This is a genomic window from Nocardia asteroides (genome assembly GCF_900637185.1).
GTDB classification, from domain to species: domain Bacteria; phylum Actinomycetota; class Actinomycetes; order Mycobacteriales; family Mycobacteriaceae; genus Nocardia; species Nocardia asteroides.
Window position 1 is genome coordinate 3,087,786 of record NZ_LR134352.1, and the last position, 23,732, is coordinate 3,111,517.

At 71.8% G+C, this 23,732-nt stretch carries 25 protein-coding genes; 9 read left to right on the forward strand and 16 right to left on the reverse strand.

Annotated elements, in window-relative coordinates; translation table 11 throughout:
- Positions 1-64: 64 nt before the first annotated feature.
- The 3 genes from EL493_RS14460 to EL493_RS14470 form a co-directional block, all read right to left on the reverse strand.
- A complete protein-coding gene (locus EL493_RS14460) occupies positions 65-457 on the reverse strand; it encodes a cupin domain-containing protein (RefSeq protein ID WP_081723143.1) in 393 nt (130 codons plus the stop codon).
- A gap of 98 nt (positions 458-555) precedes the next feature.
- Positions 556-2,184, reverse strand: a complete 1,629-nt coding sequence (locus EL493_RS14465; protein WP_019046331.1) for an alpha/beta hydrolase — start codon at positions 2,182-2,184, stop codon at positions 556-558.
- A gap of 33 nt (positions 2,185-2,217) precedes the next feature.
- A complete protein-coding gene (locus EL493_RS14470) occupies positions 2,218-3,456 on the reverse strand; it encodes a DUF2786 domain-containing protein (RefSeq protein WP_019046332.1) in 1,239 nt (412 codons plus the stop codon).
- A 216-nt stretch (positions 3,457-3,672) separates the two neighbouring features.
- Between EL493_RS14470 and EL493_RS14475 the strand changes: the two genes are divergently transcribed.
- The 5 genes from EL493_RS14475 to EL493_RS14495 all read left to right on the forward strand — a co-directional run bounded on the left by EL493_RS14475 (position 3,673) and on the right by EL493_RS14495 (position 7,741).
- Entirely contained in the window at positions 3,673-4,287 is a 615-nt protein-coding gene (locus EL493_RS14475) for a maleylpyruvate isomerase family mycothiol-dependent enzyme (protein ID WP_022566582.1), read from the forward strand.
- 63 nt (positions 4,288-4,350) lie between these two features.
- Positions 4,351-5,082 carry a bifunctional 1-(5-phosphoribosyl)-5-((5-phosphoribosylamino)methylideneamino)imidazole-4-carboxamide isomerase/phosphoribosylanthranilate isomerase PriA gene (priA, locus tag EL493_RS14480; RefSeq protein WP_030203832.1) on the forward strand — a complete coding sequence of 244 codons (732 nt, stop codon included), beginning with the start codon at positions 4,351-4,353 and terminating at the stop codon, positions 5,080-5,082.
- Between the two features lie 8 nt (positions 5,083-5,090).
- Complete coding sequence (locus EL493_RS14485; RefSeq protein WP_019046335.1) at positions 5,091-5,912, forward strand: inositol monophosphatase family protein; 822 nt, start codon at positions 5,091-5,093, stop codon at positions 5,910-5,912.
- Between the two features lie 5 nt (positions 5,913-5,917).
- Positions 5,918-6,733 carry an imidazole glycerol phosphate synthase subunit HisF gene (gene hisF / locus EL493_RS14490; RefSeq protein WP_019046336.1) on the forward strand — a complete coding sequence of 272 codons (816 nt, stop codon included), beginning with the start codon at positions 5,918-5,920 and terminating at the stop codon, positions 6,731-6,733.
- Between the two features lie 69 nt (positions 6,734-6,802).
- On the forward strand, positions 6,803-7,741 hold the full coding sequence (locus EL493_RS14495; RefSeq protein WP_019046337.1) for a TIGR03564 family F420-dependent LLM class oxidoreductase: 939 nt from the start codon (positions 6,803-6,805) through the stop codon (positions 7,739-7,741).
- Position 7,742: 1 nt separating this feature from the next.
- Here the strand turns inward: EL493_RS14495 and EL493_RS14500 are convergent, their stop codons facing one another.
- The 7 genes from EL493_RS14500 to EL493_RS14530 all read right to left on the reverse strand — a co-directional run bounded on the left by EL493_RS14500 (position 7,743) and on the right by EL493_RS14530 (position 14,450).
- On the reverse strand, positions 7,743-8,918 hold the full coding sequence (locus EL493_RS14500; RefSeq protein ID WP_019046338.1) for an acyl-CoA dehydrogenase family protein: 1,176 nt from the start codon (positions 8,916-8,918) through the stop codon (positions 7,743-7,745).
- 80 nt (positions 8,919-8,998) lie between these two features.
- On the reverse strand, positions 8,999-9,748 hold the full coding sequence (locus tag EL493_RS14505; RefSeq protein WP_074965636.1) for a hypothetical protein: 750 nt from the start codon (positions 9,746-9,748) through the stop codon (positions 8,999-9,001).
- A gap of 72 nt (positions 9,749-9,820) precedes the next feature.
- Positions 9,821-11,071 carry an ABC transporter substrate-binding protein gene (locus tag EL493_RS14510; RefSeq protein WP_019046340.1) on the reverse strand — a complete coding sequence of 417 codons (1,251 nt, stop codon included), beginning with the start codon at positions 11,069-11,071 and terminating at the stop codon, positions 9,821-9,823.
- Complete coding sequence (locus tag EL493_RS14515) at positions 11,061-12,098, reverse strand: branched-chain amino acid ABC transporter permease (RefSeq protein WP_019046341.1); 1,038 nt, start codon at positions 12,096-12,098, stop codon at positions 11,061-11,063. The genes EL493_RS14510 and EL493_RS14515 overlap by 11 nt, the downstream gene beginning before the upstream one ends.
- Positions 12,095-12,973, reverse strand: a complete 879-nt coding sequence (locus EL493_RS14520) for a branched-chain amino acid ABC transporter permease (protein ID WP_019046342.1) — start codon at positions 12,971-12,973, stop codon at positions 12,095-12,097. The genes EL493_RS14515 and EL493_RS14520 overlap by 4 nt, the downstream gene beginning before the upstream one ends.
- Positions 12,970-13,695, reverse strand: coding sequence for an ABC transporter ATP-binding protein (locus EL493_RS14525; protein ID WP_019046343.1), 726 nt, complete (start codon positions 13,693-13,695; stop codon positions 12,970-12,972). Before EL493_RS14525 ends, EL493_RS14520 begins: the two co-directional genes overlap by 4 nt.
- On the reverse strand, positions 13,692-14,450 hold the full coding sequence (locus EL493_RS14530; RefSeq protein WP_019046344.1) for an ABC transporter ATP-binding protein: 759 nt from the start codon (positions 14,448-14,450) through the stop codon (positions 13,692-13,694). Before EL493_RS14530 ends, EL493_RS14525 begins: the two co-directional genes overlap by 4 nt.
- Before the next feature lie 133 nt (positions 14,451-14,583).
- Here EL493_RS14530 and EL493_RS14535 point away from each other — a divergent pair, with 133 nt between their 5' ends.
- Entirely contained in the window at positions 14,584-15,903 is a 1,320-nt protein-coding gene (locus EL493_RS14535) for a PucR family transcriptional regulator (protein WP_030203837.1), read from the forward strand.
- Entirely contained in the window at positions 15,900-16,244 is a 345-nt protein-coding gene (gene hisI / locus EL493_RS14540; protein WP_019046346.1) for a phosphoribosyl-AMP cyclohydrolase, read from the forward strand. The genes EL493_RS14535 and hisI overlap by 4 nt, the downstream gene beginning before the upstream one ends.
- On the opposite strand, the gene EL493_RS14545 is transcribed toward hisI, so the two are convergent.
- From EL493_RS14545 to EL493_RS14570, 6 genes are all read right to left on the reverse strand, one after another.
- The gene (locus EL493_RS14545; protein ID WP_019046347.1) at positions 16,241-16,708 is read right to left on the reverse strand and encodes a MarR family winged helix-turn-helix transcriptional regulator; all 468 of its coding nucleotides are present in this window, start codon (positions 16,706-16,708) and stop codon (positions 16,241-16,243) included. The two genes, hisI and EL493_RS14545, sit on opposite strands and share 4 nt — an antisense overlap.
- A 183-nt stretch (positions 16,709-16,891) precedes the next feature.
- Positions 16,892-18,562: a methyltransferase gene (locus EL493_RS14550; protein WP_019046348.1), complete on the reverse strand. Its 1,671-nt coding sequence runs from the start codon at positions 18,560-18,562 to the stop codon at positions 16,892-16,894.
- Between the two features lie 14 nt (positions 18,563-18,576).
- On the reverse strand, positions 18,577-19,752 hold the full coding sequence (locus EL493_RS14555) for a 4-hydroxybenzoate 3-monooxygenase (protein WP_030203839.1): 1,176 nt from the start codon (positions 19,750-19,752) through the stop codon (positions 18,577-18,579).
- Between the two features lie 76 nt (positions 19,753-19,828).
- A complete protein-coding gene (locus EL493_RS14560; RefSeq protein ID WP_019046350.1) occupies positions 19,829-20,389 on the reverse strand; it encodes a hypothetical protein in 561 nt (186 codons plus the stop codon).
- 68 nt (positions 20,390-20,457) lie between these two features.
- Complete coding sequence (locus EL493_RS14565) at positions 20,458-20,928, reverse strand: peroxiredoxin (protein WP_019046351.1); 471 nt, start codon at positions 20,926-20,928, stop codon at positions 20,458-20,460.
- A gap of 73 nt (positions 20,929-21,001) precedes the next feature.
- A complete protein-coding gene (locus EL493_RS14570; protein WP_019046352.1) occupies positions 21,002-21,277 on the reverse strand; it encodes a hypothetical protein in 276 nt (91 codons plus the stop codon).
- A gap of 134 nt (positions 21,278-21,411) precedes the next feature.
- Here EL493_RS14570 and EL493_RS14575 point away from each other — a divergent pair, with 134 nt between their 5' ends.
- On the forward strand, positions 21,412-22,950 hold the full coding sequence (locus EL493_RS14575) for an anthranilate synthase component I (RefSeq protein WP_019046353.1): 1,539 nt from the start codon (positions 21,412-21,414) through the stop codon (positions 22,948-22,950).
- Entirely contained in the window at positions 22,947-23,630 is a 684-nt protein-coding gene (locus EL493_RS14580; RefSeq protein ID WP_019046354.1) for a TIGR02234 family membrane protein, read from the forward strand. Before EL493_RS14575 ends, EL493_RS14580 begins: the two co-directional genes overlap by 4 nt.
- Positions 23,631-23,732 lie beyond the last annotated feature (102 nt).

Below are 23,732 nucleotides of genomic sequence, written 5' to 3' on the forward strand. Positions count from 1 at the left end.
GTGCCGAACCGAACCGGTAATCGCCGCCCACCCAACGGGATTCGCTGTAACGCCGCGCGATTCGTCAGGCGGTCCGCGGATCCTCGGCGGTCGATTCGATCGTGGTGCCCGGGGTGTAGAACAGTTCCACGACGTGGTCGACGTCGAGGTGGCGGTGCCAGTGTCCCTTCGGCACGATGACGAATTGACCTGCGGTGAGCGGTATTCGGTGGCTGTCGGTGTCGGTGAGGATCTCGACGGTCACCTTTCCGCGCAGGATCAGCAGGAGTTCGTCGGTGTCGGGGTGCAGTTCCCAGTCCGACGCCGGCAGTTTGTCACCGTAGAAGAAGCAGAATGCGGAGTCGTTGAACGGCGCCAGCGTCTGGAAGTCGAACGGTGCGAGAGTCGATGCGAGGGTGAGCGGGTCGTGGCCGGCCATGATGGGGTTTGTCTGCGGTGGTGCGGGATTCGACGTCATACCGCAACTGTCGCCCGCGGACCGGGGCGGGGTCTTGGACGAAAATTCCCGTCGGTTCGTCCCGGCGAAGCGCACGTCGGCGGACCGTCCGGCGTGGCTCAGCCGGTGAACGGTGTGCGGTCGGTCGTGCAGGTGGTGCCGGGGGCCGGGAGGTGGAGGTCGACGAGATAGCGGACGCGGAGGGTGGTGACGCAGGGGCCGGCAGGTTCGTGGCCGTAGCCGTCGGTGACGACCACCAGTCGGGCGGTGCCCAGTGCCTCGGCGGCGCGTTGCGCGGACGACAGCGGGGTGGCCGGATCGAAACGGTTGTTGATGAGCAGGGCCGGGGCCGTGGTGTGCTGGGTCCACGGGCCGGTGTAGCGCTGGGGGTAGCCGGTGGCGGGGGCGGGCCAGGTGGCGCACGGCTGGCGCAGGTAGAGCCAGAAGGGGCCGAAGACGGGTGCGTCGGACTGCGCCGCGAATTCGGGCCATCGGCCGGGTTGGGCGGGCAGGGAATTGTCGGCGCAGGAGATCGCGACGAAGGAGTCGAGGAAATCCTCGGACATCGTGACGGCGCCGAGCACTTCCCGCACCACCGCGGGATTCCCGGCGGGCCCCAGCTCGAGCTGGGCCAGCAGGACGGCGAGCGCGGGCCAGCCCCGGACCGGGTCGTACAGCAACGTCGCGTGGGCCTGGATCAGTTCGCCGTAGCTCACCGAGACGGCGTCGGGGCCGGTGCCGACCGGCAGGGCCGCCGGTTTCGCCTGCTCGAGCAGGGCCAGGTCACGGGCCCGCAGCTCGGCCGCCGAGGCTCCCGTCGCGCCGAAAGCGCAGCGTGACGGGCCCGCCGCCGCGCACAGGCGCAGGAATTCGGCCAGCACCTCCTCGGTGCCCACCGCCGTCGCCGCGATGTGCGCACGGGTGTCGGTGGTGTAGGCGACCGGGTCGATCAGCGACGAAAGCTGCAGGGCGCGAACCCGATCCGGGAACAGCGTGCCGTAGACGATGCCCAGGTAGGTGGCGTAGGAGCCGCCCTCGTAGGTCAGCTGCCGATCGCCGACCGCGCGGCGGAGCAGGTCCAGGTCGCGGGCCGCGTCGACGGTCGTGAGGTGGGCGATGAGCGCGCCGTCGCCGCGTTCGCACCCCGCGGCCAGGCGTCTGCTCGCGTCCTCGGTGGCCCGCTGCTGCGTCTCGTCGGTGGGCGGTAGCGCGAGGGTGCGCCAGAACTCCTGCTGCGCAGTGGAATCGGGGAAGCAGCGGACGGCGGAGCTGCGCCCGACGCCGCGCTGGTCGAAGGTCACCACATCGAAGCGCTCGCTCAGCTCGCCGGAGAACAGTTCGCCTTTCGCCGCCCACTCGAGGCCCGAACCACCCGGGCCACCAGCCGCGGTGAACAGCGTGCCGATCCGCCGCTCCGGGTCGCGGGCGGGCTGGCGGGTCACGGCGAGCGTGAGCTGCGGCCCGGTGGGATTCGCGTAGTCGAGCGGCACCGGCACGACGGCGCAGTCGAGGTCGCGGATCGGCGGCGCGCACGGCGCCCAGGCGATACGCGGCGTCGCCACGGCATCGGCCTGCGCCACCAGCTCGGCCGCCGCCGGACCGCTCGCCTGCCGCTGCGCGGCGCCGCACCCGCCCGTGACCAGCGCCGAGACGAGGACGACACCGCAGACGAGGGCTTTCGGGATCACCATGCGGTTCATCTTCACGGCGCCGCGCGGCGGTGTCGTCACCCGTTCGGGGGACCCCACCCCGAGACCGTCACCCAGGTCGGTTCGGGGTACTCAGCGGCGGTCGTCGAGCCGGGCGCGGTCGGCGGCCTCGGTTCCCGCATCCCACCCCCGCGCGCTGCGCACGGTGATGCCGCGCGCCCGGGAGGTGGGGAAATAGGTGGCAAAGGCCTGCTCGACGCGCCGGTCGTGGGAGGCCAACAGGGGCAGCAGGTCGCCCGCGTCGGGGGAATCGGCGACCGTGGCGGCCGCGGCGGTGGCCAGGCGGTCGCCGATGCGGGTCGCGTAGGCGGTGAGGAAGGCCTTGCGGTAGGCGCGGGTATCCGCCTCGGCGCCGGGCGTCTCGATCATCGTCCGGGTCGCCTGTACCAGCAGCGAGGTCGACAGGAGTTCGACGGCGTCGAGGTCGGTGTCGTCGCCGACGACGGTGACGAAACCCCAGTCGGCGACGAAGATCGCCCGGCAGCGGTTGGCCTGGGCGACCCGGTCGACCAGCAGCGCCTTGGCGTCGGTGTAGGGGGTGTCGAGCCAGATGCGGCGGGCGCCGGGCAGTTCGGGGTCGGCGCCGGCGCGGTCGAGCAGCGCGCGGTCGATCGCGTACTTGGTCATCAGCTCCTGTGCCTTGGCCGAGAGAGTCTCCGCCTCCTCGGCGAACGCGGTCGACTCGGCCTTGGCCAGCAGGCCGCGCACCCGGCCGAGGGTCTTCTCGTCGACGTGCCGGTGCGCGGACCGGGGCGCGGCGCCGGGCGGCGGCAGTAGCTGCGCGAGTTTCGGCAGCCGGATCAGCAGGGCCAGGGCGGTGAGTGCCGCGGTGACGGCCTCGGCGTCGGTGAGCAGGGCCCGGTCGGCCCACTGCCGCAGGTGGGGGCGGTCCTCGTGCCACCAGACCGTGGCGCCCAGCGCGTCGAGCTGGGCCTGCCAGAGTTCGTCGACGGTGCCCGCCGCGAAACCGGCCCGGTGCGCGGCCAGCAGATCGGTCAGGTAGCCGGCGGCGAACTCGTCGACCTGCCTGCGCGCGGCCTCGGCGATATCGCCGGGCAGCCAGCCGAACTCGATCGCGCGGTCGAGGATCCGTCGTCCGGCCAGCGCCACGCCCGCCGTGAGATCGGCGGCGGCGACCTGCGCGGTGAACCGTTCGATGACGGTCGTATCCCCTTGGGCCGCGAGAAAAGCGACGGTCGCGACGGCGTCGGCGACCTGGCCGGGGTCGCCCGACAGCGCGGCGTCGAGGGGGAGCGCGTCCGCGGCGACGGGCTTGCGCCCGGTACGGCGCCGACGATTCTGTTTGGCCACGATCGCGTCATTCCTTCGCCGGTACGGACAGGGGGCCACCGCCGCAACGACCTCGGGTGGCCCGATGCATTATCGGCCCCCTACCCGCCATGGCCCGCGCCGACCTGCCCGGACTCCCACACCGCGCCAGCATCGGAGCATCGGATCAGGTTCTCCCACAAGGAAGTACGGGCCGAGACGGTTCCGTGACCCGGCTCGCTGACATAGGCTGTCGATATGAATTACCGGGGGATGCTGGCCGACGAGCGCCGCGAGCTGGTCGAGCTGCTACACGGGCTGACCGAGCAGGAATGGGAAGCGCCGTCGCTGTGCGCGGGGTGGCGCGTGCGGGACGTCATCGGTCATCTGCTGACCGACACGCTGGGCCCGCTGCAGTACGCCGCGGCCGCCGCCCGCCACCGCGGCTCGGTCGACCGGATCAACAACGCGCTGTCGATGTCGTTCGCGCACCTGCCGACGGCCGAGCTGGTGCGCCGGTTCGAGCACGAATCGGGGCGGCTGTCGCGGTTCTCGCCGCGGCTCATGCTCTCGGATCTGCTGGTGCACCAGCAGGACATCCGCCGCCCACTCGGCCGGCCCCGGGCCATTCCCGCCGACCGGCTGATCGCGGTCCTGTCCTACCCCGACCCGTTCGCCTTCCCCGGCAAGCGGACCAGGGGCCTGCGCTTCGTGGCCACCGACGTCGACTGGACATGGGGCGACGGCCCGGAAGTGCGCGGGCCCGGCGAGGCCATCGCGCTGGCGGTGGTCGGCCGTGACGTCGTCCTCGACGAGCTCACCGGTGGCGGCGTGCCCGAACTGCGCAGCCGCTGCGCGCCGTCCGGGGAGTGACACGGGCCTCAGCGGTACGGACCGGTGCGGAGATCGGCAGTGCGGACCCACTAGTCTGATCACGTGAGTCTTGTGCTGTTGCCCGCCGTCGATGTCGCCAATGGGGAGGCCGTGCGCCTCGTGCAGGGGGAGGCCGGTAGCGAAACCAGCTACGGGTCGCCCCGGGACGCGGCGCTGGCGTGGCAGCAGGCCGGTGCCGAATGGGTGCATCTGGTGGATCTGGACGCGGCCTTCGGCAAGGGCAGCAACCGCGAGCTGATCGCGCAGGTCGTGGGCGAACTCGACGTCAAGGTCGAGCTGTCCGGCGGCATCCGCGACGACGCCTCGCTGGAAGCGGCGCTGGCCACCGGGTGCGCGCGGGTCAACATCGGCACCGCGGCCATCGAGAACCCGCAGTGGTGCGCGCGGGTGCTGGGCGAGTACGGCGACCGGATCGCGGTCGGCCTCGACGTCAAGCAGATCGACGGCGAATGGCGGCTGCGCGGTCGCGGGTGGGTCACCGACGGCGGCGACCTGTGGGAGGCGCTCGAGCGCCTCGAACGCGACGGTTGCGCGCGCTACGTGGTCACCGACGTCTCCAAGGACGGCACGCTGACCGGCCCCAACCTGGAACTGCTGAGCGAGGTCGCCAACGCGGCCGAGGCCCCGGTCGTGGCCTCCGGCGGCATCTCGGTGCTCGACGACCTCGTCGCCATCGCGGGCCTGGCGCAGGAGGGCGTGGAGGGCGCGATCATCGGCAAGGCGCTGTACGCGGGCCGGTTCACGCTGCCCGAGGCCCTGGCCGCGGTGCGCTGACACCGACGATGACCGCCGCACCGAGCACCGCCGAACTGACCGATCTGCTGGCCGTCGCCACGCAGGTACTGGACGGGATCGTCCCGCGTTTCGTCGAGGGCATCGGTGCGCCCAGCGCGGTGGCCAAGGGCCGCAACGACTTCGCCACCGAGCTCGACCTCGAACTGGAACGCACCATCGGCGACCAGCTGCGGCAGCGCACGGGCATCGAGGTGCACGGCGAGGAATTCGGCGGACCCGCGCTCACCTCCGGCACGGCCTGGGTCCTCGACCCGATCGACGGCACCTTCAACTACTCCTCCGGCCACCCCATGTCCGGCACGCTGCTGGCGCTGGTGCACGAGGGCGAGCCGGTGATCGGGCTGACCTGGCTGCCGCTGCTCGGCCGCCGCTACGCCGCCGTGCGAGGCGGCCCGGTGCTGCTCGACGGTGTCGCGCTGCCGCCGCTGCGGCCGGGCAAACTGAGCGAGGCGATGATCGGTTTCGGCGCCTTCAACGTCGACTCGGCAGGCCGCATCCCCGGCCAGTTCCGGTTCGACCTGCTCGGCGCGCTCAGCAGGCTGTCCTCGCGGGTGCGCATGCACGGCGCCACCGGGATCGACCTGGCGTTCACCGCCTCGGGCGTGCTCGGCGGGGCGGTGGTCTTCGGGCACCATCCGTGGGACAACGCCGCCGGTGTGGCGCTGGTGCGCTCGGCGGGCGGCGTGGTCACCGACCTGGCGGGTGCGCCCTGGACGATCACCTCGGGATCGGTGCTGGCCGCGGCGCCCGGCGTCCACGAGGAACTCCTGGAAATGATTTGCACGGTCAGCGAAGAGGAACGAGGCTGAACACCATGACACCGCGCACCGACGAACGGCCGGACACGGCGGCGCCGAGCACCCTCGCCGTCCGCGTGATCCCCTGCCTCGATGTCGACGCGGGCCGCGTGGTCAAGGGCGTGAACTTCCAGAACCTGCGCGACGCGGGCGACCCGGTGGAACTGGCCGCCACCTACGACGCGCAGGGCGCCGACGAACTCACCTTCCTCGACGTCACCGCCTCCACCGGCGACCGCGGCACCATGCTCGACGTGGTGACCCGCACCGCCGAGCAGATATTCATCCCGCTCACCGTCGGCGGCGGCGTGCGCACGGTCGAGGACGTCGACCGGCTGCTGCGCGCGGGCGCGGACAAGGTGTCGGTGAACACCGCCGCCATCGCCCGTCCCGAGGTGCTCTCGGAGATGTCGCAGCGGTTCGGTTCGCAGTGCATCGTGCTCTCGGTCGACGCGCGCACCGTGCCCGACGGTCAGCCCGACACCCCGTCCGGCTGGGAGGTCACCACCCACGGTGGCAAGCGCGGCACCGGCATCGACGCGGTCGAATGGGCCATCCGCGGCGCCGAACTCGGCGTCGGCGAGATCCTGCTGAACTCGATGGACGCCGACGGCACCAAGGCCGGTTTCGACCTGCCGATGATCGCCGCCGTCCGCGCCGCGGTGCACGTGCCGGTCATCGCCAGCGGCGGCGCGGGCGCGGTCGGGCACTTCCCGCCCGCCGTGCACGCCGGTGCCGACGCGGTGCTGGCCGCCAGTGTCTTCCACTTCGGCGACCTCACCATCGGCCAGGTCAAGAACGTCATGCGGGCGGACGGCATCACCGTCCGCTGAGCCGGGCGCGGTTGAAATCACCGCGCGCCGATGACGATGAATTCCGGTGTCGTCCTTGTTGTCTCCGGGATGAGCATCGGAATCGCACTGTCCCCGTTCGCCCTCGACCAGTCCGGTAACGCGGTGGACACCGCCGTCGACCTGGGGCGCGCCGCCGCCGCGGCCGGCCTGAGCTCGGTGTGGCTCGGCCAGACCTTCTCACACGACGCGCTGCTGGTGGCGGCGCTGATCGGCCGCGAGGTACCCGGAATCGAGGTGGGCACCTCGGTGATCCCGGTGCCGGGCAGGCACCCGCTGCTGGTGGCGAGTCAGGCCCAGACCGCGCAGGCCGCCACCGGCGGGCGGTTCACGCTCGGTCTCGGGTTGGGCGCCCGGGAGCTGTCCGAGCGCGCCTTCGGCGGCCCGTTCGATCGCCCCGCGGCCCTGCTGCGCGAGTTCCTCACGCCATTGCGCGCGATCCTCGACACCGGCGCGGCCGACTTCCACGGCGAGCTCCTCACCGCGGCCAACCCGATGCCCGCCACCGTCGCGGGCGCGACACCCACCGTCCCGGTGCTGGTCGCGGCGATGGGGCCGCGGGCGCTGGCGGTCACCGGGGAACTGGCCGACGGTACCCTCCCGTTCCTGGTCGGCCCCGAGGCGCTGGCCGAGCACATCGTGGCGCCGCTGACGGCCGCGGCGGCGCGGGCGGGCAGGCCGCGGCCGCGCGTCGTCGCCTTCGTACCCGGGGTCGTCACCTCGGAGGTGACCGCCGCCCGCGCCGCCGCCGAGGCGAACACCGCCTTCTACGACACCATTCCGTCGTATCGCCGGGTGGTGGAGCTGTCCGGAGCCCGGCGCGCGGCCGAGCTGGTGGTGTACGGCGACGAGGAGACCGTCGCCGCGCGGGTGGCCGACTACTTCGCGGCGGGTGCCACCGAGGTGGTGTTCACGCAGACCGATCTCACCACGCCCGAAGACCAGCGGCGCACCTGGCGGCTGCTCGGCGAGCTGAATCGGAGCCGGTGAGCTACAGGCCCATGTCGGTGGCGACGATGGTGCGCAGGACATCGCTGGTGCCGCCCTGGAGGCGGTCGATGCGGTGGTCGGCGTAGAGGCGGGCGATGGGGGAGTCGGTGAGATACCCGGCGCCCCCGTGCAATTGGAGGCAGCGGTCGATCACCCGGCCCGCGGTCTCGGTGGCGAACAGTTTGGCCGAGGCGGCGTGGGCGGCGTCGAGTTCGCCGCGTTCGTGGGCGGCCAGGGCACGGTCGACGACGGCTTCGATCGCGTCGACCTCGGTGCGGCAGGCGGCCAGTTCGAACTTCGTGTTCTGGAACGCGGCGACCGGGCGGGTGAACGCGACGCGGTCGGCGGTGTGCCTGCGCGCGAACCGGATCGCGGCCTTGGCCTGGGCGTACGCGCCGACCGCGATGCCGAGCCGTTCGCTGGGCAGCTGACCGGCGAGATGGGCCACAGCCAGATGCGGCGGGCCGAGCAGGTCGTCGGCGGGTACCCGCACATCGGTGAAGATCAGTTCGGCGGTGCCGCTGACCTTGCGGCCCAGCGTGTCGAGCCTGCGGCCCACCCGGAAACCCGGCGAGGCGGTGTCCACGACCAGCAGCGACAACCCGTAGGACGGGTCGCCGGGGCGCGGCGCGGCCGTGCGCGCGCACACGATCACCCGATCGGCGTGCACGCCGCCCGCGACATAGGTCTTGGACCCGTTCACCACATACGCGCCGCCGTCGGCCGACAGCGGCGCGGTGGTGCGCATGTCGGCGGCCGCCGCGCCGGTGCCCGGTTCGGCGCCGGTACCGGGCTCGGCCACCGCCAGCGCGAACATCGTCTCCCCGGTGACGATGCCGGGCAGCCACCTGGCCTGTTGCGCCGGCGTCGCCAGGGCGTTCACCAGCGGCAGGCAGCGGGCGATATGGGCACTCGACCCGCCGAACGACACCGCCGCCCTGGCGATCTCCTCGGCGAGCACGGTGCGATAGGTCAGCGACGCGCGCCCGGCGCCGCCGAACCGCACCGGCGCCTCGATGCCGAGCACGCCCAGTTCGCCCAGCCGGTAATAGAATTCGCGCGGCACCAGGCCGTCGTCGTACCACTTGCCGAAACTCGGCACCACCTCGGCTTCGATGAACGCGCGCATCGTCGCCCGGAACTCGGCGTGCTCGGTGTCGAAAACTGTTCTGCGCATCGGGAATTCCTTACCGGCCGGAAACGGCCACGAGCCGGCCCGCCCGGACGTGGAACGGGCGGACCGGCGAGGGTGCGGTCCTACTTGGCGGGGGCGGGCACCGCGGGGTCCTTGCAGTACGCGCCGAGCTCGGCCGGGCACGGCGCGAGGATCGTCGAGAAGTACTGGTACGCCGAGAACAGCGCCAGCGGGCCACCCACCGTGACCAGGCCGACCATGGTGCCGACCGCGCCGAGGGTGGCCGCGCCGAGCACGCATCCGGCCACGGTCGCGCCGACCCACGGCACCAGCAGCACGATCACCGGGCTGGCGATGGTCGCCCCGGCCGCGCCGCCGACCAGGCAGCCGATCCCGCCGCCGAGCACCGCGCCGATGATGGCGGCGACCGCGCTGCCGATGGTCAGGCGCTGGGTGAACATGCCGAGCGCGGTCTGATCGCGCGGGGTGAACGACTCGGCGACCTGCTTCACGGCCGCGTCCTGGGTGATCACGTTGGTCGCGGCGGCGACCGGGGCGCCGGCCTCCTTGGCCGGGGTCAGCGTCGCGGTGCCGCCGTCGATGGCGGCGGCGATCGGAAAGACCTTGTCGTCCATCCGGTACGACAGCGGCAGCGCGGCCACCGGGACGTCGGCGCCGGTGGTGAGCACCAGCTGGTCGCCGACGACCTGCAGCTTGCCGTCACTGGTGGTGACGACGGCGGTGTCACCCTGCCTGCTGACCTCGTAGTGCACCTCGGACTGCGGTGCCGGGTCGGCCTGGGCGGTGCCGGTGCCCGCGCCGACGCACAGGGCCAGTGCCGTCATGGCCGCGGTGGCGAGTGTGGTGGACATCTTCATCGGTGATCCTCATCGATCGGGGGTGTACTTCGGGTGTTTCGCGGCGGACCGCGGAACGTTCGGGGGCTATTTGCCGGTGTTGATCAGGCCGTCGGTGAGCGACCAGTGATCGCCGGCGAAGGTCTGGATGCCGACGGCTTCGAGCGGGTAGCCGTCGTCGGCGCCGGTCTTCATCGTGATGCCGGGCAGGAGCAGGTCGACCGAGACGTCGTCGAGCGCGCGCATCGCGTCGCGCAGGCCCTCCCGGGTCGGGCAGGTCGCGGCGTCCATGGTCTTGCGGAAGCTCTCGGCCATCGCCCAGCCGGCCAGGGTGTGCTGGTTGTCCGGGTCGGCGCCGGGCGCGTACTGCGCCAGCTTGGTCTTGAAGGTCTGCATGCCCGCGTCCTGGGCCCAGCGCGGGTCGGCCGGGTCCTTGAGGAATGCGGCGCTGACGGCGCCCTGGACGTTCTCCAGGCCCACCGGGCGCAGCGTGGCCATGGTGTTGGACACCTGGGTGAGCACGTGCAGCGGGTTCCAGTCGGTGTTGCGCACGTCGGCGGCCAGTGCCTGGGAGGCGAACTTGGGCGTCGAGAAGTTCAGCAGCACATCGGCTCTGGTGTTGGCCAGGTTGCGGACCTGCGGGTCGACGGTGGGGTCGGTGACCTCGAAACTCTGCTGCGCGACCACCTTCACCCCGCTGCCCGCGACACCCTCGGTGAACGCGGCGAGCAGATCCTTGCCGAAGTCGTCGTTCTGGTACAGCACCGCCACCGTCGCGTTCGGGCGCTGTTTGCGCACGTACTCGGCGTAGGCCAGGCCCTCGGTGCGGTAGCTGGGCTGCCAGCCCATGGTCCACGGGTGCCCGGCGTCGGCGCCGAACTTGGTGGCGCCGGTGGCGACGAACACCTGCGGGACCTTGCGCTGGCCCAGGTAGTCCCAGACCGCCGAGGAGGTCGCGGTGCCCAGGGTCTGGAAGACGGCGAACACCTGGTCCTGCTCGACCAGCCTGCGGGTCTCCTCGACGGTCTTGGGCGGCTGGTAGCCGTCGTCGCGCACCAGGTACTCGACCTTGCGGCCGTCGATGCCACCCTGTTCGGCGTTGACGTAGTCGAAGTAGGCCTTGATGCCCTTGGGCACCTCGCTGTAGGCCGAGGCCGGGCCCGACAGCGGATAGACCCCGCCGAGTTTGAGGGTGGTGTCGGTGATGCCGGTGGTCTGCTGGCCGCGGCAGTCGCCGGTCGCGGCGGTGCCGGTGTCGGCGCCGCGGCCACCGCAGGCGGTGAGCGTCGCGAGCAGCGCCACCGTCACGCCGAGAGTGTGGATCGCCTTAGTGCGCATGTGTTTTCCCTTTCCGAACCAGATGTCCGAGCCGTGGCGCCAGGCGGCCGGCGAGTCCGGCCAGGCCCGTGGGCGCGAGGTACATGACCGCGATGATCAGCAGTCCGAAGATGACGCCGGGCGCGGCCTGATTGACGTCCTGGGCGAAGCTGGGCACGAACATCACGAACAACCCGCCGAGCAGCGGACCCCACGTGGTCCCCAGCCCGCCGACGACCAGACCGGCCAGCAGCGTCACCGACAGCGTCAGCGCGAACGAGTCCGGCGAGACGAAGGCGATCACCCAGGTGTAGACACAGCCGGCCACCCCGGCCAGCAGCGCGCTCCAGGCGAAGGCGAGCGTCTTGTAGTGCGCCAGGTTCACCCCGAGCACCTCGGCGGCGATCTCGTTGTCGCGCACCGCGTGCAGCGCCCGGCCGACCCGGGAGCGCAGCATGCCCGCGACCAGCACGAAGGTGACGACGGTGGTGGCCAGGGCCAGGAAATACAGCCACTGGTCTTCGGCGAGCCCCGTCCAAGCGGGCGGTACCGGCTTGGTGACGGTGAGGCCCATCGAGCCGCCGGTGAGCCCGTCGAACCGCTTGAGCAGCGGGACCAGGAAGATCGCGATCGCCAGGGTCACCAGCGCCAGATACAGTCCGCGCAACCGCAGGGCCGGGATGCCGAGGGCGAAGCCCAGGACGAAGGTCACCGCGGCCGCGAGCGGGATCGTCGCGGCGTACGGGGTGTCCCAGCGTTCCATCGCCACCGCCGCGGTGTAGGCGCCGACCGCGAAGAACGCGCCGTGGCCCAGCGAGATCTGCCCGGTGTGCCCGACCAGCAGGTTCAGGCCGAGCAGGGTGACCGCGTAGATCATCGCCATGGCCAGCTGGAAGGTGTGGAAGGGCACCAGCTGGAACGGCGCCGCGCAGGCCGCCACCAGGACCACCGCGGTCGCGACGACCGGGAGCGGGACCCGCCGGAACCGGTCGGCGATCGAAACAGTGTGTACGGCAACAGGATTCGCCGCAGTGTTCAACTCGCTCATACTCGCTCCACCGCCGCGTGCCCGAACAGACCTTGCGGGCGCAGCAACAGCACGCCCAGGATGATCACCAGCGGCACACCGATCTTGAGTTCGGTGCCGATCGCATCGACGTACGCGCCGGTGAGAGTTTCGGCGACGCCGACGATCAGGCCGCCCGCCACCGCGCCGCCGGGGGAGTCGAAGCCGCCGAGCGTGGCCGCCGCGAACGCGTAGATGAGGACTCCGCCCATCATGTTGGGTTCGAGGAACAGCAGCGGCGCCGACAGCACCCCCGAGACCGCGCCGACCAGCGCGGCCAGACCCCAGCCGAGGGCCAGCACCGTGCCCACCCGGATCCCGACCAGCCGGGCCGAGGACGGATTGCAGGCCACCGCCCGCATCGCCAGCCCGATCCCGGTGAAACGGAACAGCAGGTACAGCAGCGTCATCACGATCGCGACCATGGCCAGGATGCCCAGACTGCCGTAGCCGACGCTGACCCCACCCGCGCGCAACGCGCCGTCGGGGAACGGATTCGGGAACGACTTCACCTGGTAGGACCAGATCCAGCCGGCCACCGCGTGCACGGTGAAGAACAACCCGACCGTCACGATCACCAGGGTGATCTCGGGCGCGCCCTCGACCGGGCGGATGATCACCCGCTCGATCAGCATGCCCGCGCCGAAGGAGATGACCAGGGTGAGCGGCAGCGCCACCCAGAACGGGAAGGTCTGGCTGAGCTGCCAGGCCAGGAACGCCGAGAACATGGCCAGCTCGCCCTGGGCGAAGTTGACGATCCCGGTGAACCGGTAGATCAGCACCAGCGCCAGAGCCAGGCCCGCGTAGATCGCGCCCGCCGAGAGCCCCTCGACGAGCTGCTGCACGAGATCGGTCACGGCCGCACCCGGTATCCCAGGTAGGAGCGGGTGACCTGGTCGTCGGCCCGGATCTGGGCCGCGGTGCCGGACAACACGATCCGCCCGGTCTCCAGGACATGAGCCTGGTGGGCGATGCCCAGCGCCAGGTGCGCGTTCTGTTCGACGACGATCACGGTGGTGCGTTCCTCTTCGTTGATGGTGTGCACGATCCCGAACAGCTCCTGGGTCACCAGCGGGGACAGCCCCAGTGACGGCTCGTCCAGCAGCAGCAGTCGCGGGCGCAGCAGCAGTGCCCGGCCGATGGCCAGCATCTGCTGCTGGCCGCCGGACAGCCCGCCCGCCGGATCGCGGCGCTTGTCGCGCAGGATGGGGAAGTAGTCGTAGACCCGGCGCAGATTCGCCTCGGTGTCGGAGCGGTCGCGGCGCGCGTACGCGCCGAGCCGCAGGTTCTCCTCCACGGTGAGCGGGGCGAAGGTGCCGCGGCCCTCGGGCACGTGGGCGACACCGAGCCGGGCCATCGCCTCCGGGGCGCGGCCGGTCACCTCGGTGCCCGCCAGCCGCAGGGAGCCGCGCACCTTGACCATGCCGCACAGGGCGCGCAGCAGCGTCGTCTTGCCCGCGCCGTTGGGGCCGAGGATCGCGCACACCTCGCCCTCGGCGACCGCGAAGCTCACACCGTGCAGGACCTTCGCCGAGCCGTAGCCCGCGTGCAGATCGGTGACAGACAAGTAGCTGCTCATGCCGCCGTCCCCAGGTAGGCGCGCACGACCGCCGGATCACGTTGCACCGCTTCGGGTTCGCCCTCGGCGATGACCTGCCCGAACTCCAGGCAGACCACCCGGTCGCAGGTGCCCATGACGAAACCCATGTGGTGTTCGACCACGACCACGGTCAGCTCGAGGTCGGCCTGCAGGCCGCGCAGCAGCTCGGCGAACTCGTCGACCTCGCCGTGGCTCAGGCCGTTGACCGGCTCGTCGAGCAGCAGCAGCCGTGGCCGCACCGCCAGCGCCCTGGCCAGCTCGATCCGCTTGAGCGTGCCGAACGGCAGCCCCGCGGCCGGATGCTCGGCCACCGCGGTCAGGTCGAGCCGGTCCAGCAGAGCGTCGGCCTCGGCGCGCAGCGCCCGCTCCTCCCGGCGCACCTTCGGCAGGCGCAGACCGGCCGAGACGAAACCGGCACGGGCCCGGTGATGCGCGCCGACCAGCACGTTGTCGCGGACCGAGAGCCGGGGGAACAGACCCAGGTTCTGGAAGGTGCGCGCGATGCCGAGTCCGGCCAGGGCGTCCGGCCGCACGGTCGACAGGTCGGTGTCGAGATAGCGCAGCGTGCCCGAGGTGGGGCTGGTGCGCCGGGTCAGACAGTTGAACAGGGTGGTCTTGCCCGCGCCGTTCGGTCCGATCAGGCCGACCATCTCGCCGGGAGCGACGGTGAAGCCGACCTCCCGCAGCGCGGTGATGCCGCCGAAGCGCACCGTCAGGTTGGTTGTTTCGAGCATGGGACGAAACTAAAAGCACAGGTCACCGGCCACATCGGACGTTGTGGACCAACTTTGCGGCGGCCTCTCGTCCGCTGCGGACAGGCCCGCGGCCGGTTGACACCGGGAAACCGGACATGCAAACTCCCCGGACATGTCAGCTGGATCACATCTGGTCGGCGCGCCGGTGTCGGACACGGTGCAAGCCGAACGCGCACGGATCGTGGCCTGCGCCTACGAGCACGCCGACGACATCGCCGACGACGTGATGGCCACCATCCGGGTCCAGCTGCCCGGTTACGGCACCGCCGACTCCGGTTTCCTGGCCGACGTGCACGACCAGCTGGCCCGGCTCAGCCGCACCGGCCTGGGTGCCCTGCTCGAACGCAAGCGGGTGACCCCCGCCGATGTCACCTACGCCCGGCAGGCCGCGGCCCGGCGGGCCAGGTCCGGGCTGCCGCTGGTCGACTACATCGCCGCCTTCCGGCTCGGTCAGCGCGCGATCTGGAAATCGCTGCTCGCGCACGCGGGCGACAGCGAGGCCGGGCGCGAGGCCGTGTTGTCGCTGGCCGGGCCGCTGGCCCGTTACACCGATCTGATCAGCACCCAGGCCACCGACGCCTACCTGGAGTTCCAGCAGTACGTGGCGGCCGAATCCGGGCGCGACGGGCAGGCGCTGATGGACGCGCTGCTCGACGGGACCCTGCCGACCAGCGGGCCGCATCTGTCGGTGGCCACCGCGCACGGCATCGGCGCCGAACGCACCACGCCGCTGGTGGTGGTGACCGCGGTCGTGCTGGACTGCTCGGCCCGCGCCGACAGCGACGGCATCGCCGAGACCCGGCACCTGGTGTCGGCCGCGGCGGCCCGGGTGGGCGTCAACGGGCTGCGCACGCTGTCGGTGGTGCGCGGCGCCGAGATCGTCGCCGTGCCCGCGCTCGGCACCGACGGGTCGGCCGAGCAGCTGTGCGAACGGCTGCGCACGCTGCGCGCCGACCTCGCCGCCGAGGGCATCGCGCTCGCCGTCGGGGTGAGCACCGCCGTCACCGAGGTCGCCCAGATTCCGCGCGCCTACCGGCAGGCCCAGGCCGCGCTGGCGCTGCTGCCCGAGGACGGTGGCGTGCTGGCACTGCCCCAGCTCACGCCGTTCCGCTACCTGCTGTTGCGCGCCGACGACACCACCCGCCAGCTCGTCGACCCGCGCATCGGCGCCGCCCTGGCCGACGACCGTGCCCGCGGCGGCTCGCTGGCCGAGACCATCCTGGCCTTCGCCGCCGCCGACATGAACCTGCGCGAGGCCGCCGACACGCTGCGGATCCACCTCAACACCGCCAAGTACCGGCTCGGCCGGATCCAGGAACTCACCGGCCGCAATGTCCGCAGCGTCAACGACCTGGTCGAACTGCTGGTGGCGATCGAGTTGCAGACCGGGCAACCGGGCAGGCCGGGGGCGGCTGTTATAAACGAGGCATGAGCCTCGATCCAGCCATCGCCGCACGTCTCAAGCGCAACGAGGCGGGGCTGGTCGCCGCCGTCGCGCAGGAGAAGTCGACCGGCGACGTGCTGATGATGGCGTGGATGGACGACGAGGCGCTGGCCCGGACCATCGAAACCCGCAGGGGCACCTACTATTCGCGCTCCCGGCAGCAGTACTGGGTCAAGGGCGAGACCTCCGGCCACACCCAGTACGTGCACGAAGTGCGGCTCGACTGCGACGGCGACACGATCCTGCTGATCGTCGATCAGGAGGGCGCGGCCTGTCACACCGGCACGCACACCTGTTTCGACACTGACGTGCTGCTCGCCGCCGACTAGTCGCCGTCCTCGGCGAGCACGCCGTTCAGCCGCTCCGACAGCGTCTCTCCGAGCGCCGCGAGCTGGGCGGTCTGCTCGGCGTCGAGGGCGTCGAGCACCAGCCTGCGCACGGCGTCGACATAGCCGGGCGTGGCCGCCACGACCTTCTCGAAACCGGCGTCGGTGAGCACCGCGTGCACGCCGCGCCTGCCGGCGGTGGTGTCGCGCCGGGCCCAGCCCAGCCGCTCCAATTTCGACACCACATGCGACAGCCGCGATAGCGACGCATTTGCTTTGTGGGCGAGATCACTCAGCTGTAACCGATGGCCCGCTTCCTCCGACAACAAGCTCAGCACCCGGAACTCGAAATGGGTCAGCCCGGACTCCCGTTGCAGCCGGGTGTCCAGCGCGCCCGGAATCCGGGCCATGAGCGCCACGATCGCCTGCCAGGCGCGCTGTTCGACAGGATCGAGCCAATGGGTCATGGCAGGCACTGACTCGCGGCGAGACGACAGGGCGGGTGTTCGGATGCGCGCACCGAACCGAGTTTGCCACGACGTCGCTGCGACGTCCGCGAGTTGGCCGGGGTCGTGAGGTCACTCACAGCGGGGCGAGCGGCGTATCGCGAAAAGCGCTTCGCCCCAGCGGCTGTGGGCGTCCGGGTGGACTCAGCCCGCGCGGCGTGCGCCCAGCAGCGCGAATCCCAGTGGCAGGTCGTCGTGTCCGATCAGCTCGAGCCCGGCCGATCGCAGGACCGCGCGATAGTGGGTCAGGGTGCGCTCGCGCCCGCCGACATTGCACAGCATGTGCAGGTCCCACGCGGGGGCCAGGGAATCGGATCCGTCCTCGGGGAGCAGCCGTTCCACGAGGTAGAGCCGGGCGTGCTCGGACATCGCCGCGGCGCAGCCACGCAGTATCGTGCGGCAGTCCGCGTCGTCCCAGTCGTGCAGGACCCGGGACAGCAGGTAGATGTCACCGCCCGTCGGCACCTCGGCGGTGAAGAAGTCACCGGCGACCAATTCGCAGCGGGACAGGCAGCCCGCCGCGGTCAGCGTGGCCCGCGCCCGCGGCAGGGTGGTGTCGCGCTCGAACAGGATGCCGCGCAGCTGCGGGTTCGCCGCCACCACGCGTGCCAGCAATTCGCCGGAGCCGCCGCCGACGTCGACCACCGTGCGCGCGGTGGCGGCCCCGACCAGTCCGGCGACCTGGCCGAAGATCGACGCGCTCGCCGCCATGGCCCGGTCGAACAGGCTCGCCCGCTCCGGGTCCGCGCGGAAGTAGTCGAAGTGGTGCAGGCCGAAATGATGGTCGAAGGCCGTCCGGCCGGTCCGCACGGCGTAGCCGAGCTCGCCGAAGGACTCGTAGAACGCGCCGCCGTAGAGGCAGGCCAGCGGATGCAGCGACGGCTGGGCATCGGCGACGAGCAACGCGCCCGTCTCGGTGAGCGCGTAACCGTCGCCGAGCGGCTCGACGACCTCGAGCTGGGCCAGATAGCGCAGCAGCCGGCCGAGCGCGTCGAGGTGGGTTCCGGTCACCGCGGCGAGCTCGTCGAGCGCCGAGCCCGGGGTGGCGGCGAGCCGGTCGGCGATGCCGGAACGCGCGGTGACGGCCAGCGCCTGGGTCGCCCACGCTCCGGTGAACAGACCGAGCAGGCGGGTCGCGGGGTCGGTGGATTCGCTCGTGTGGCGGGCCAGTTCACCGGGGTGGGCGCCCTCGACGTAGAGCTCCACCCGCTTGTCGGTGCGTGCGCCCGGCCTGCGGAAGTAGAAGCTGGTCGCGTCCTCGCGGTCGTTGTAGCCGCCGTGGTCGGGGCGCAGCCCGCCCGGTCCGGTGAGCAGCGCGCGCAGCCCGGCCAGTGTCACGTGGTCGACGGGTCCGGTGGCCAGCGCGATGTGGGCCTCGTGCTCACCGGCGCGCTCGGCGGCGGTGACCGCTGCGGGCGCGCCGGGCAGCGCGAAGATCTCGATCGCGCAGGGTGTTCCGTCGGCGGCCGGGAGCGCGGCACGCACGATCCGCACCGGCACCCGCTGCGGATCCAGGCCGTGGCGGGCGGCCAGCCGCTGCCGGACCACCACGCTGGGCTCGTCGGAGGCGATCGTGAGGTCGTGCGCCGCGAGCACGTCGTCGAGTGCGGCGAGATCGGGTGGGAACACCAGGACCGCGGCGTGCGCGAACCGGCAGCGGTCCGCGATGGCGACGCGCTCGGCCTCGCTCAGCCGGGGCAGCAGGCGCGCGAGCACGCTGTCGGTGTCCTGGGTGCCGACGAACCGCACGGCCGCGGCGATGCGGTCGTGATCGAGCGGGTCGATCCGGGATTGCACTGCCGGCGAGCGGGTCACGCGTCCTCCTGGAATCAGATACCGACGTAGTTGCGCGCGAAGAAGTCCTGATGTGGTCGTGAAGTGGCCAGGTTGTGCAGCCGGGCCCGCTGCAGTTCGCGCTCGAAGTTCGCGTGCGGGCCGGTGGGCGGATGCAGCAGGCCGATCATCCAGTGCGAGAACTCGTGCGCGCGCCGGATACGCGGGACACAGTCGGCCGAATGCCGCCGCAGCGCGGACTCGTCGCCGGTCTCGACCGCGGCGACCAGGGCCGCGGCGAGCGAGTGCGCGGTGAGGATGGCCAGATTGGCGCCCTTGGCCGCGGACGGGCTGATGGTGGACGCCGCGTCGCCGGCCAGGAACAGCCGCCCCTGCTGGATCGGATCGAGGATCTCCGACCGCAACCGGACCAGGCCGCGCTCGATGATCGGACCCGTCCGCAGCGGCCCGTACCGGTCGGCGCGCAGCCGCTGCGACAGCGCGGTCCAGATCCGGTCCTCGCTCCAGCGCAGCGCGTCGGCGTCCGCGCACTGCAGGTAGTAGCGGGTCACCTCCGGGCTGCGTGGCATCTGGCCCGCGAAGCCGTCGGGGTGGACGCCGTAGGCGACGGTGTCGGTGGACGGCGGGGCCTGGGCCAGCAGCGCGAGCCAGGTGACGGCGTAGTCGTGCGTGGAGCGAGGGCCGCGTACCGCGCGGCGGGCGGCACCCTGGGCGCCGTCGCAACCCACCAGGTACCGGGCGGTGATCCGGTGACTGTCGCCGTCCGCGGTGCGGGCGAGGACCCACGGCCGGTCGGTGTGCTCGTCGCCGAGTTGCTCGGCGGTGGTCGCGCACCGCAGGTCGCCGCCGCGCCGCAGATACTCGGCGACCAGATCGGTGACCAGGCGCTGCTGCGGGTAGACCGTGTGCACCTCGCCGCGTCCGAGCGTGTCGTAGGACAGTTCGATCCGTCCGCCGTCGCTGCGGAATTCGCAGGTCCGGTGGGCGTGGCCGCCGACACGCAGCCCGGCGTCGAGTCCGTGCTCGGCCAGGACGGCGACACCGGCGGGGGCCAGGAAACCGGCGCGGGCGCGCTGTTCGATGTGCGCGCGGTCGCGGCGTTCCAGGATCACCACGTCGATGCCGGCCGCGCGCAGGATGTTGCCGAGGACCAGGCCGGCCGGGCCCGCACCCAGCACCAGGACCGTCGTCGTTTCGCCGCACCCCCGCATGAGCACGGAGCTTAGGTCAGCGCTGCGGGTCCGCGGCGGCTCCGCGAGGGCGTGTTGCAGGGATTATGTGGAAATGCTATTTCTCTTCGGTCATCTGCGGGGCGGGCGTCGCGGTGGCCTTGGCGGCCTTGCGGCGGGTGTAGCCGCGCTTGGTCACCCAGGCCAGCGCCAGCAGGAACAGCAGCCCGGCGACGATCGCGCCGACCAGGCAGGCGCCGCGGAACGCGGGCGCGTCGACATCGAGGATGCGCTGACCCGCGTGCGCGGCGTTGTTGCCGCCCAGCACGATGGTGAGTGTCATCAGGTTCGGGATCGCGCCGACCAGCGCGATGATCACCGCCGCGCCGGCGATGAACTTGCCGCCCTTGCGATTCCACACCGACACCGCGAGCAGCAGCAACAGCAGCGGTACCAGCGTGAAGACCAGGCCGTAGACCAGACCCCACCAGATACCGGCCGAGAAACTGCCGCTCACCAGCCTGCCCAGCTGCTGGGCCCACCAGCGCGGAATGAACGACGACAGGATGAAATAGGCGATCACCAGCACCACGGCTGTCGCGAGGGTGATGATCGCGCGGTTGCGCCATACGGTCATCGAGGACTTCTGACCGCTGGTCTGCACCTCGCCGGATGTCATGGCACCAGGGTAGATGCGCGGTACCCGCCGGACGCCGATCCGGCGCCCGGCGTTTCGGCGATCGCTCGCTACTCGCCCGCGGTGGTCCTGGCCCGCAGGAACGCCAGCGCCTCGTCGGCGTGGACGGCGGCGCGCAGTTCTCCGGTGACCACCTTCAGGATGGTCCGGTCGGTGTCGATGACGAAGGTGTGCCGCTTGACCGGCGCGAGCTTGCCCAGCAGCCCGCGCTTGACGCCGAACGCCGCGGCGACCGCGCCGTCGGCGTCGGAGAGCACGGGGTAGTCGAGCCGCTGCTTGGTGGCGAACCCGGCCTGGACTTCGGTGCTGTCGGTGCTGATGCCGGCGCAGGAGGCGCCGATGGCGGCGAACTCCGCGCTCAGATCGCGGAAGTGGCAGGCCTCGGCGGTGCACACCGGGGTGTTGGCCGCGGGATAGAAGAACAGCACGAGCGGGCCCGCGGCGAGCAAGCTGTCGAGCGAACGGAGCTGGGCGGTCTGATCGGGAAGCTCGAACTGGGGAGCGCGCTGGCCTGGCTGCATGACCCGACCCTATCGACCGGGCCGCGGGGACGGAAGATCCCCGCCCGCGGACGCGAACGGGGACCATGAGCGCCTAGCGCTTGAGCAGGGCCGCGATCTCCGGGTTGCGGATCTCCATCACGTCGAGGATGCCGTGGACCCGCAGCATCGGCTCGAGTTGCCGGATCCGGTCGCAGTGCGCCGCGTACTCGTCCGGATAGGTCTTCGCGTCCAGATCCTGGACCTCTTTGGCGTAGGTCACGAACGACGTGAGCGCGCTCGCCGCCGACAGCTGACCGGGTCCGTAGTGCTGCTGCGACGGGGCGGCCAGCCGGCCGTCCTGTGCGCCCTGATGCGAGGGGTACAACATTGCTCCTCTCGGGGAGTGGGAATACCGCATGCGACATGGAACGCGCGCGAGTGTAGTGAGCCCGATCACCGGTTGTCGCGTCGCGGGGTCGGGTCAGCGCACGGCTGCCGCGACCCGCCTGGGATGATGGGCTCATGCAGGGCGCGTCGACACCAACCACCACGACCCGCGACCAGTTCCGGCTGCTCGCCGCCGAACACCGGGTGGTCCCGGTGACCCGAAAGGTGCTGGCGGACTCCGAAACTCCGCTCTCGGCCTACCGGAAGCTGGCCGACGACCGGCCGGGCACCTTCCTGTTCGAGTCCGCCGAGAACGGGCGGTCGTGGTCGCGCTGGTCGTTCATCGGCGCGGGCAGCCCGTCGGCGCTGACCGTCGTCGACGGCGAGGCGACCTGGCTGGGCGCGGTCCCCGCCGACGCCCCGTCCGGCGGCGACCCGCTGCGCGCGCTGCACGAGACTCTCGAACTGCTGCGCACCGAACGCCTGCCCGGCCTGCCCCCGCTCACCGGCGGCCTGGTCGGCTACCTCGGCTACGACGCGGTCCGCCGGATCGAACGGCTGCCCGAGATCGCCACCGACGACCTGCAGCTGCCCGAGCTGGTCCTGATGCTGGCCACCGACCTGGCCGCGTTCGACCACCACGAGGGTGCGATCACCCTCATCGCCAACGCGGTCAACTGGAACGGCACCGACGAGAACGCCGACGCCGCCTACGACGACGCGGTGGCCCGGCTGGACCGGATGACCGCCGCGCTGGCCGCGCCGGCGCCGTCGACGGTGTCGGTCTTCGACCAGCCCGAGCCGCAGTTCCTGCGCAGGCGCACCACCGAGGAGTTCGGCGCCGGCGTGCTGCGCCTGATCAAGGAGATCGAGGCGGGCGAGGCCTTCCAGGTGGTGCTCTCGCAGCGCTTCGAGATGGACTACACCGGTTCGCCGCTGGCGGTGTACCGGATGCTGCGGGCCTCCAATCCGAGCCCGTACATGTACCTGATGCACATTCCCGACGGCGACGGGGGCACCGCGTTCTCCATCGTCGGCTCCAGCCCCGAGTCGCTGGTCACCGTGAAGGACGGGGTGGCGACGACGCACCCGATCGCGGGCACCCGCTGGCGCGGGCAGAGCGCCGAGGACGACATCCTGCTCGAGAAGGACCTGCTCGCCGACGACAAGGAGAACGCCGAGCATCTGATGCTCGTCGACCTGGGCCGCAACGACCTGGGCCGGGTCTGCCGTCCCGGCACCGTGCGGGTCACCCAGTACCGCCACGTCGAGCGCTACAGCCACGTCATGCACCTGGTGTCGACGGTGTCCGGTCAGCTCGCCGAGGGCAAGATCGCGCTGGACGCCGTGCAGGCCTGCTTCCCGGCGGGCACGCTGTCGGGCGCGCCGAAGGTGCGGGCGATGGAACTCATCGAGGAGCTGGAACCGACGCGGCGCGGTGTCTACGGCGGCGTGGTCGGCTACCTCGACTTCGCCGGTGACGCCGACACCGCCATCGCCATCCGCACCGCGCTGCTCAAGGACGGCACCGCCTACGTGCAGGCGGGCGCGGGTGTCGTCGCCGACTCCGATCCGGTCTACGAGGACACCGAGGCCCGCAACAAGGCCATGGCGGTGCTCAAGGCGATCGCGGCCGCCCAGACGCTACGAACCTACGAGGGCGGCCCGGCATGACCGAGGCAGCCGCGCCCGCTCCGGCCGCCCGGCCGATCCTGCCGGTGGCGCTGCTGGCGCTGGCCGCGGCGGGTCTGTGGGCGTCCACGCGGATGACCTGGGTGACGGTGCACTCCGCCGACGGCCTCACCGAACCGCGCACCGACGAGCTGGTCGGCGCCACCTGGTTCGGCGCGCTCACCCCGCTGGCGCTGGTGCTGCTCGCCTCGATCGCCGCGGTGTTCGCGGTGAAGGGCGGGCTGCGTCAGCTGCTCGGCGTGGTCATCGCCGTGGTGGCCGCCGTGGCCGCGGTGCCCGGCTTCGCCTTGGTAATGGGGGAGGGCCGGACCGCCGAGCGGGCGGGCACGCTGGCCGAGCTGCCGGTGCGCGCGGTGGTGAGCAGCGCCGACGTGCACGTGGCGCCCGCGATCCTGTCGATCGTGGCCGCCGTGCTCGCCCTGGCCGCCGGCGTGCTGCTGACCCGCCGGACCGGCCAGAGCGGCCAGCTCTCCGGCAAATACGACAACCCGGTGTTCCGCCGGGCCGACGCCAGCGCGCAGGTGAACAAGCAGCGCGAGGACACCGCAACGGCGGCACCGCTGTCGGATCGCGTCCTGTGGGACGCCCTCGACGCGGGCACCGACCCGACCGACACCGACGAGGGACCGGACGACGCCACGCCGCCCGGCCGCACGCCGTGACACGCCGGGGGTGGGGACCGGTCCGCGGTGCCCGCCGAGTGGGAGTGACCCCCGGCACCCCCGCCGCAGTGACACGCGCGGCGGCCATTTATTGTTGTCAAG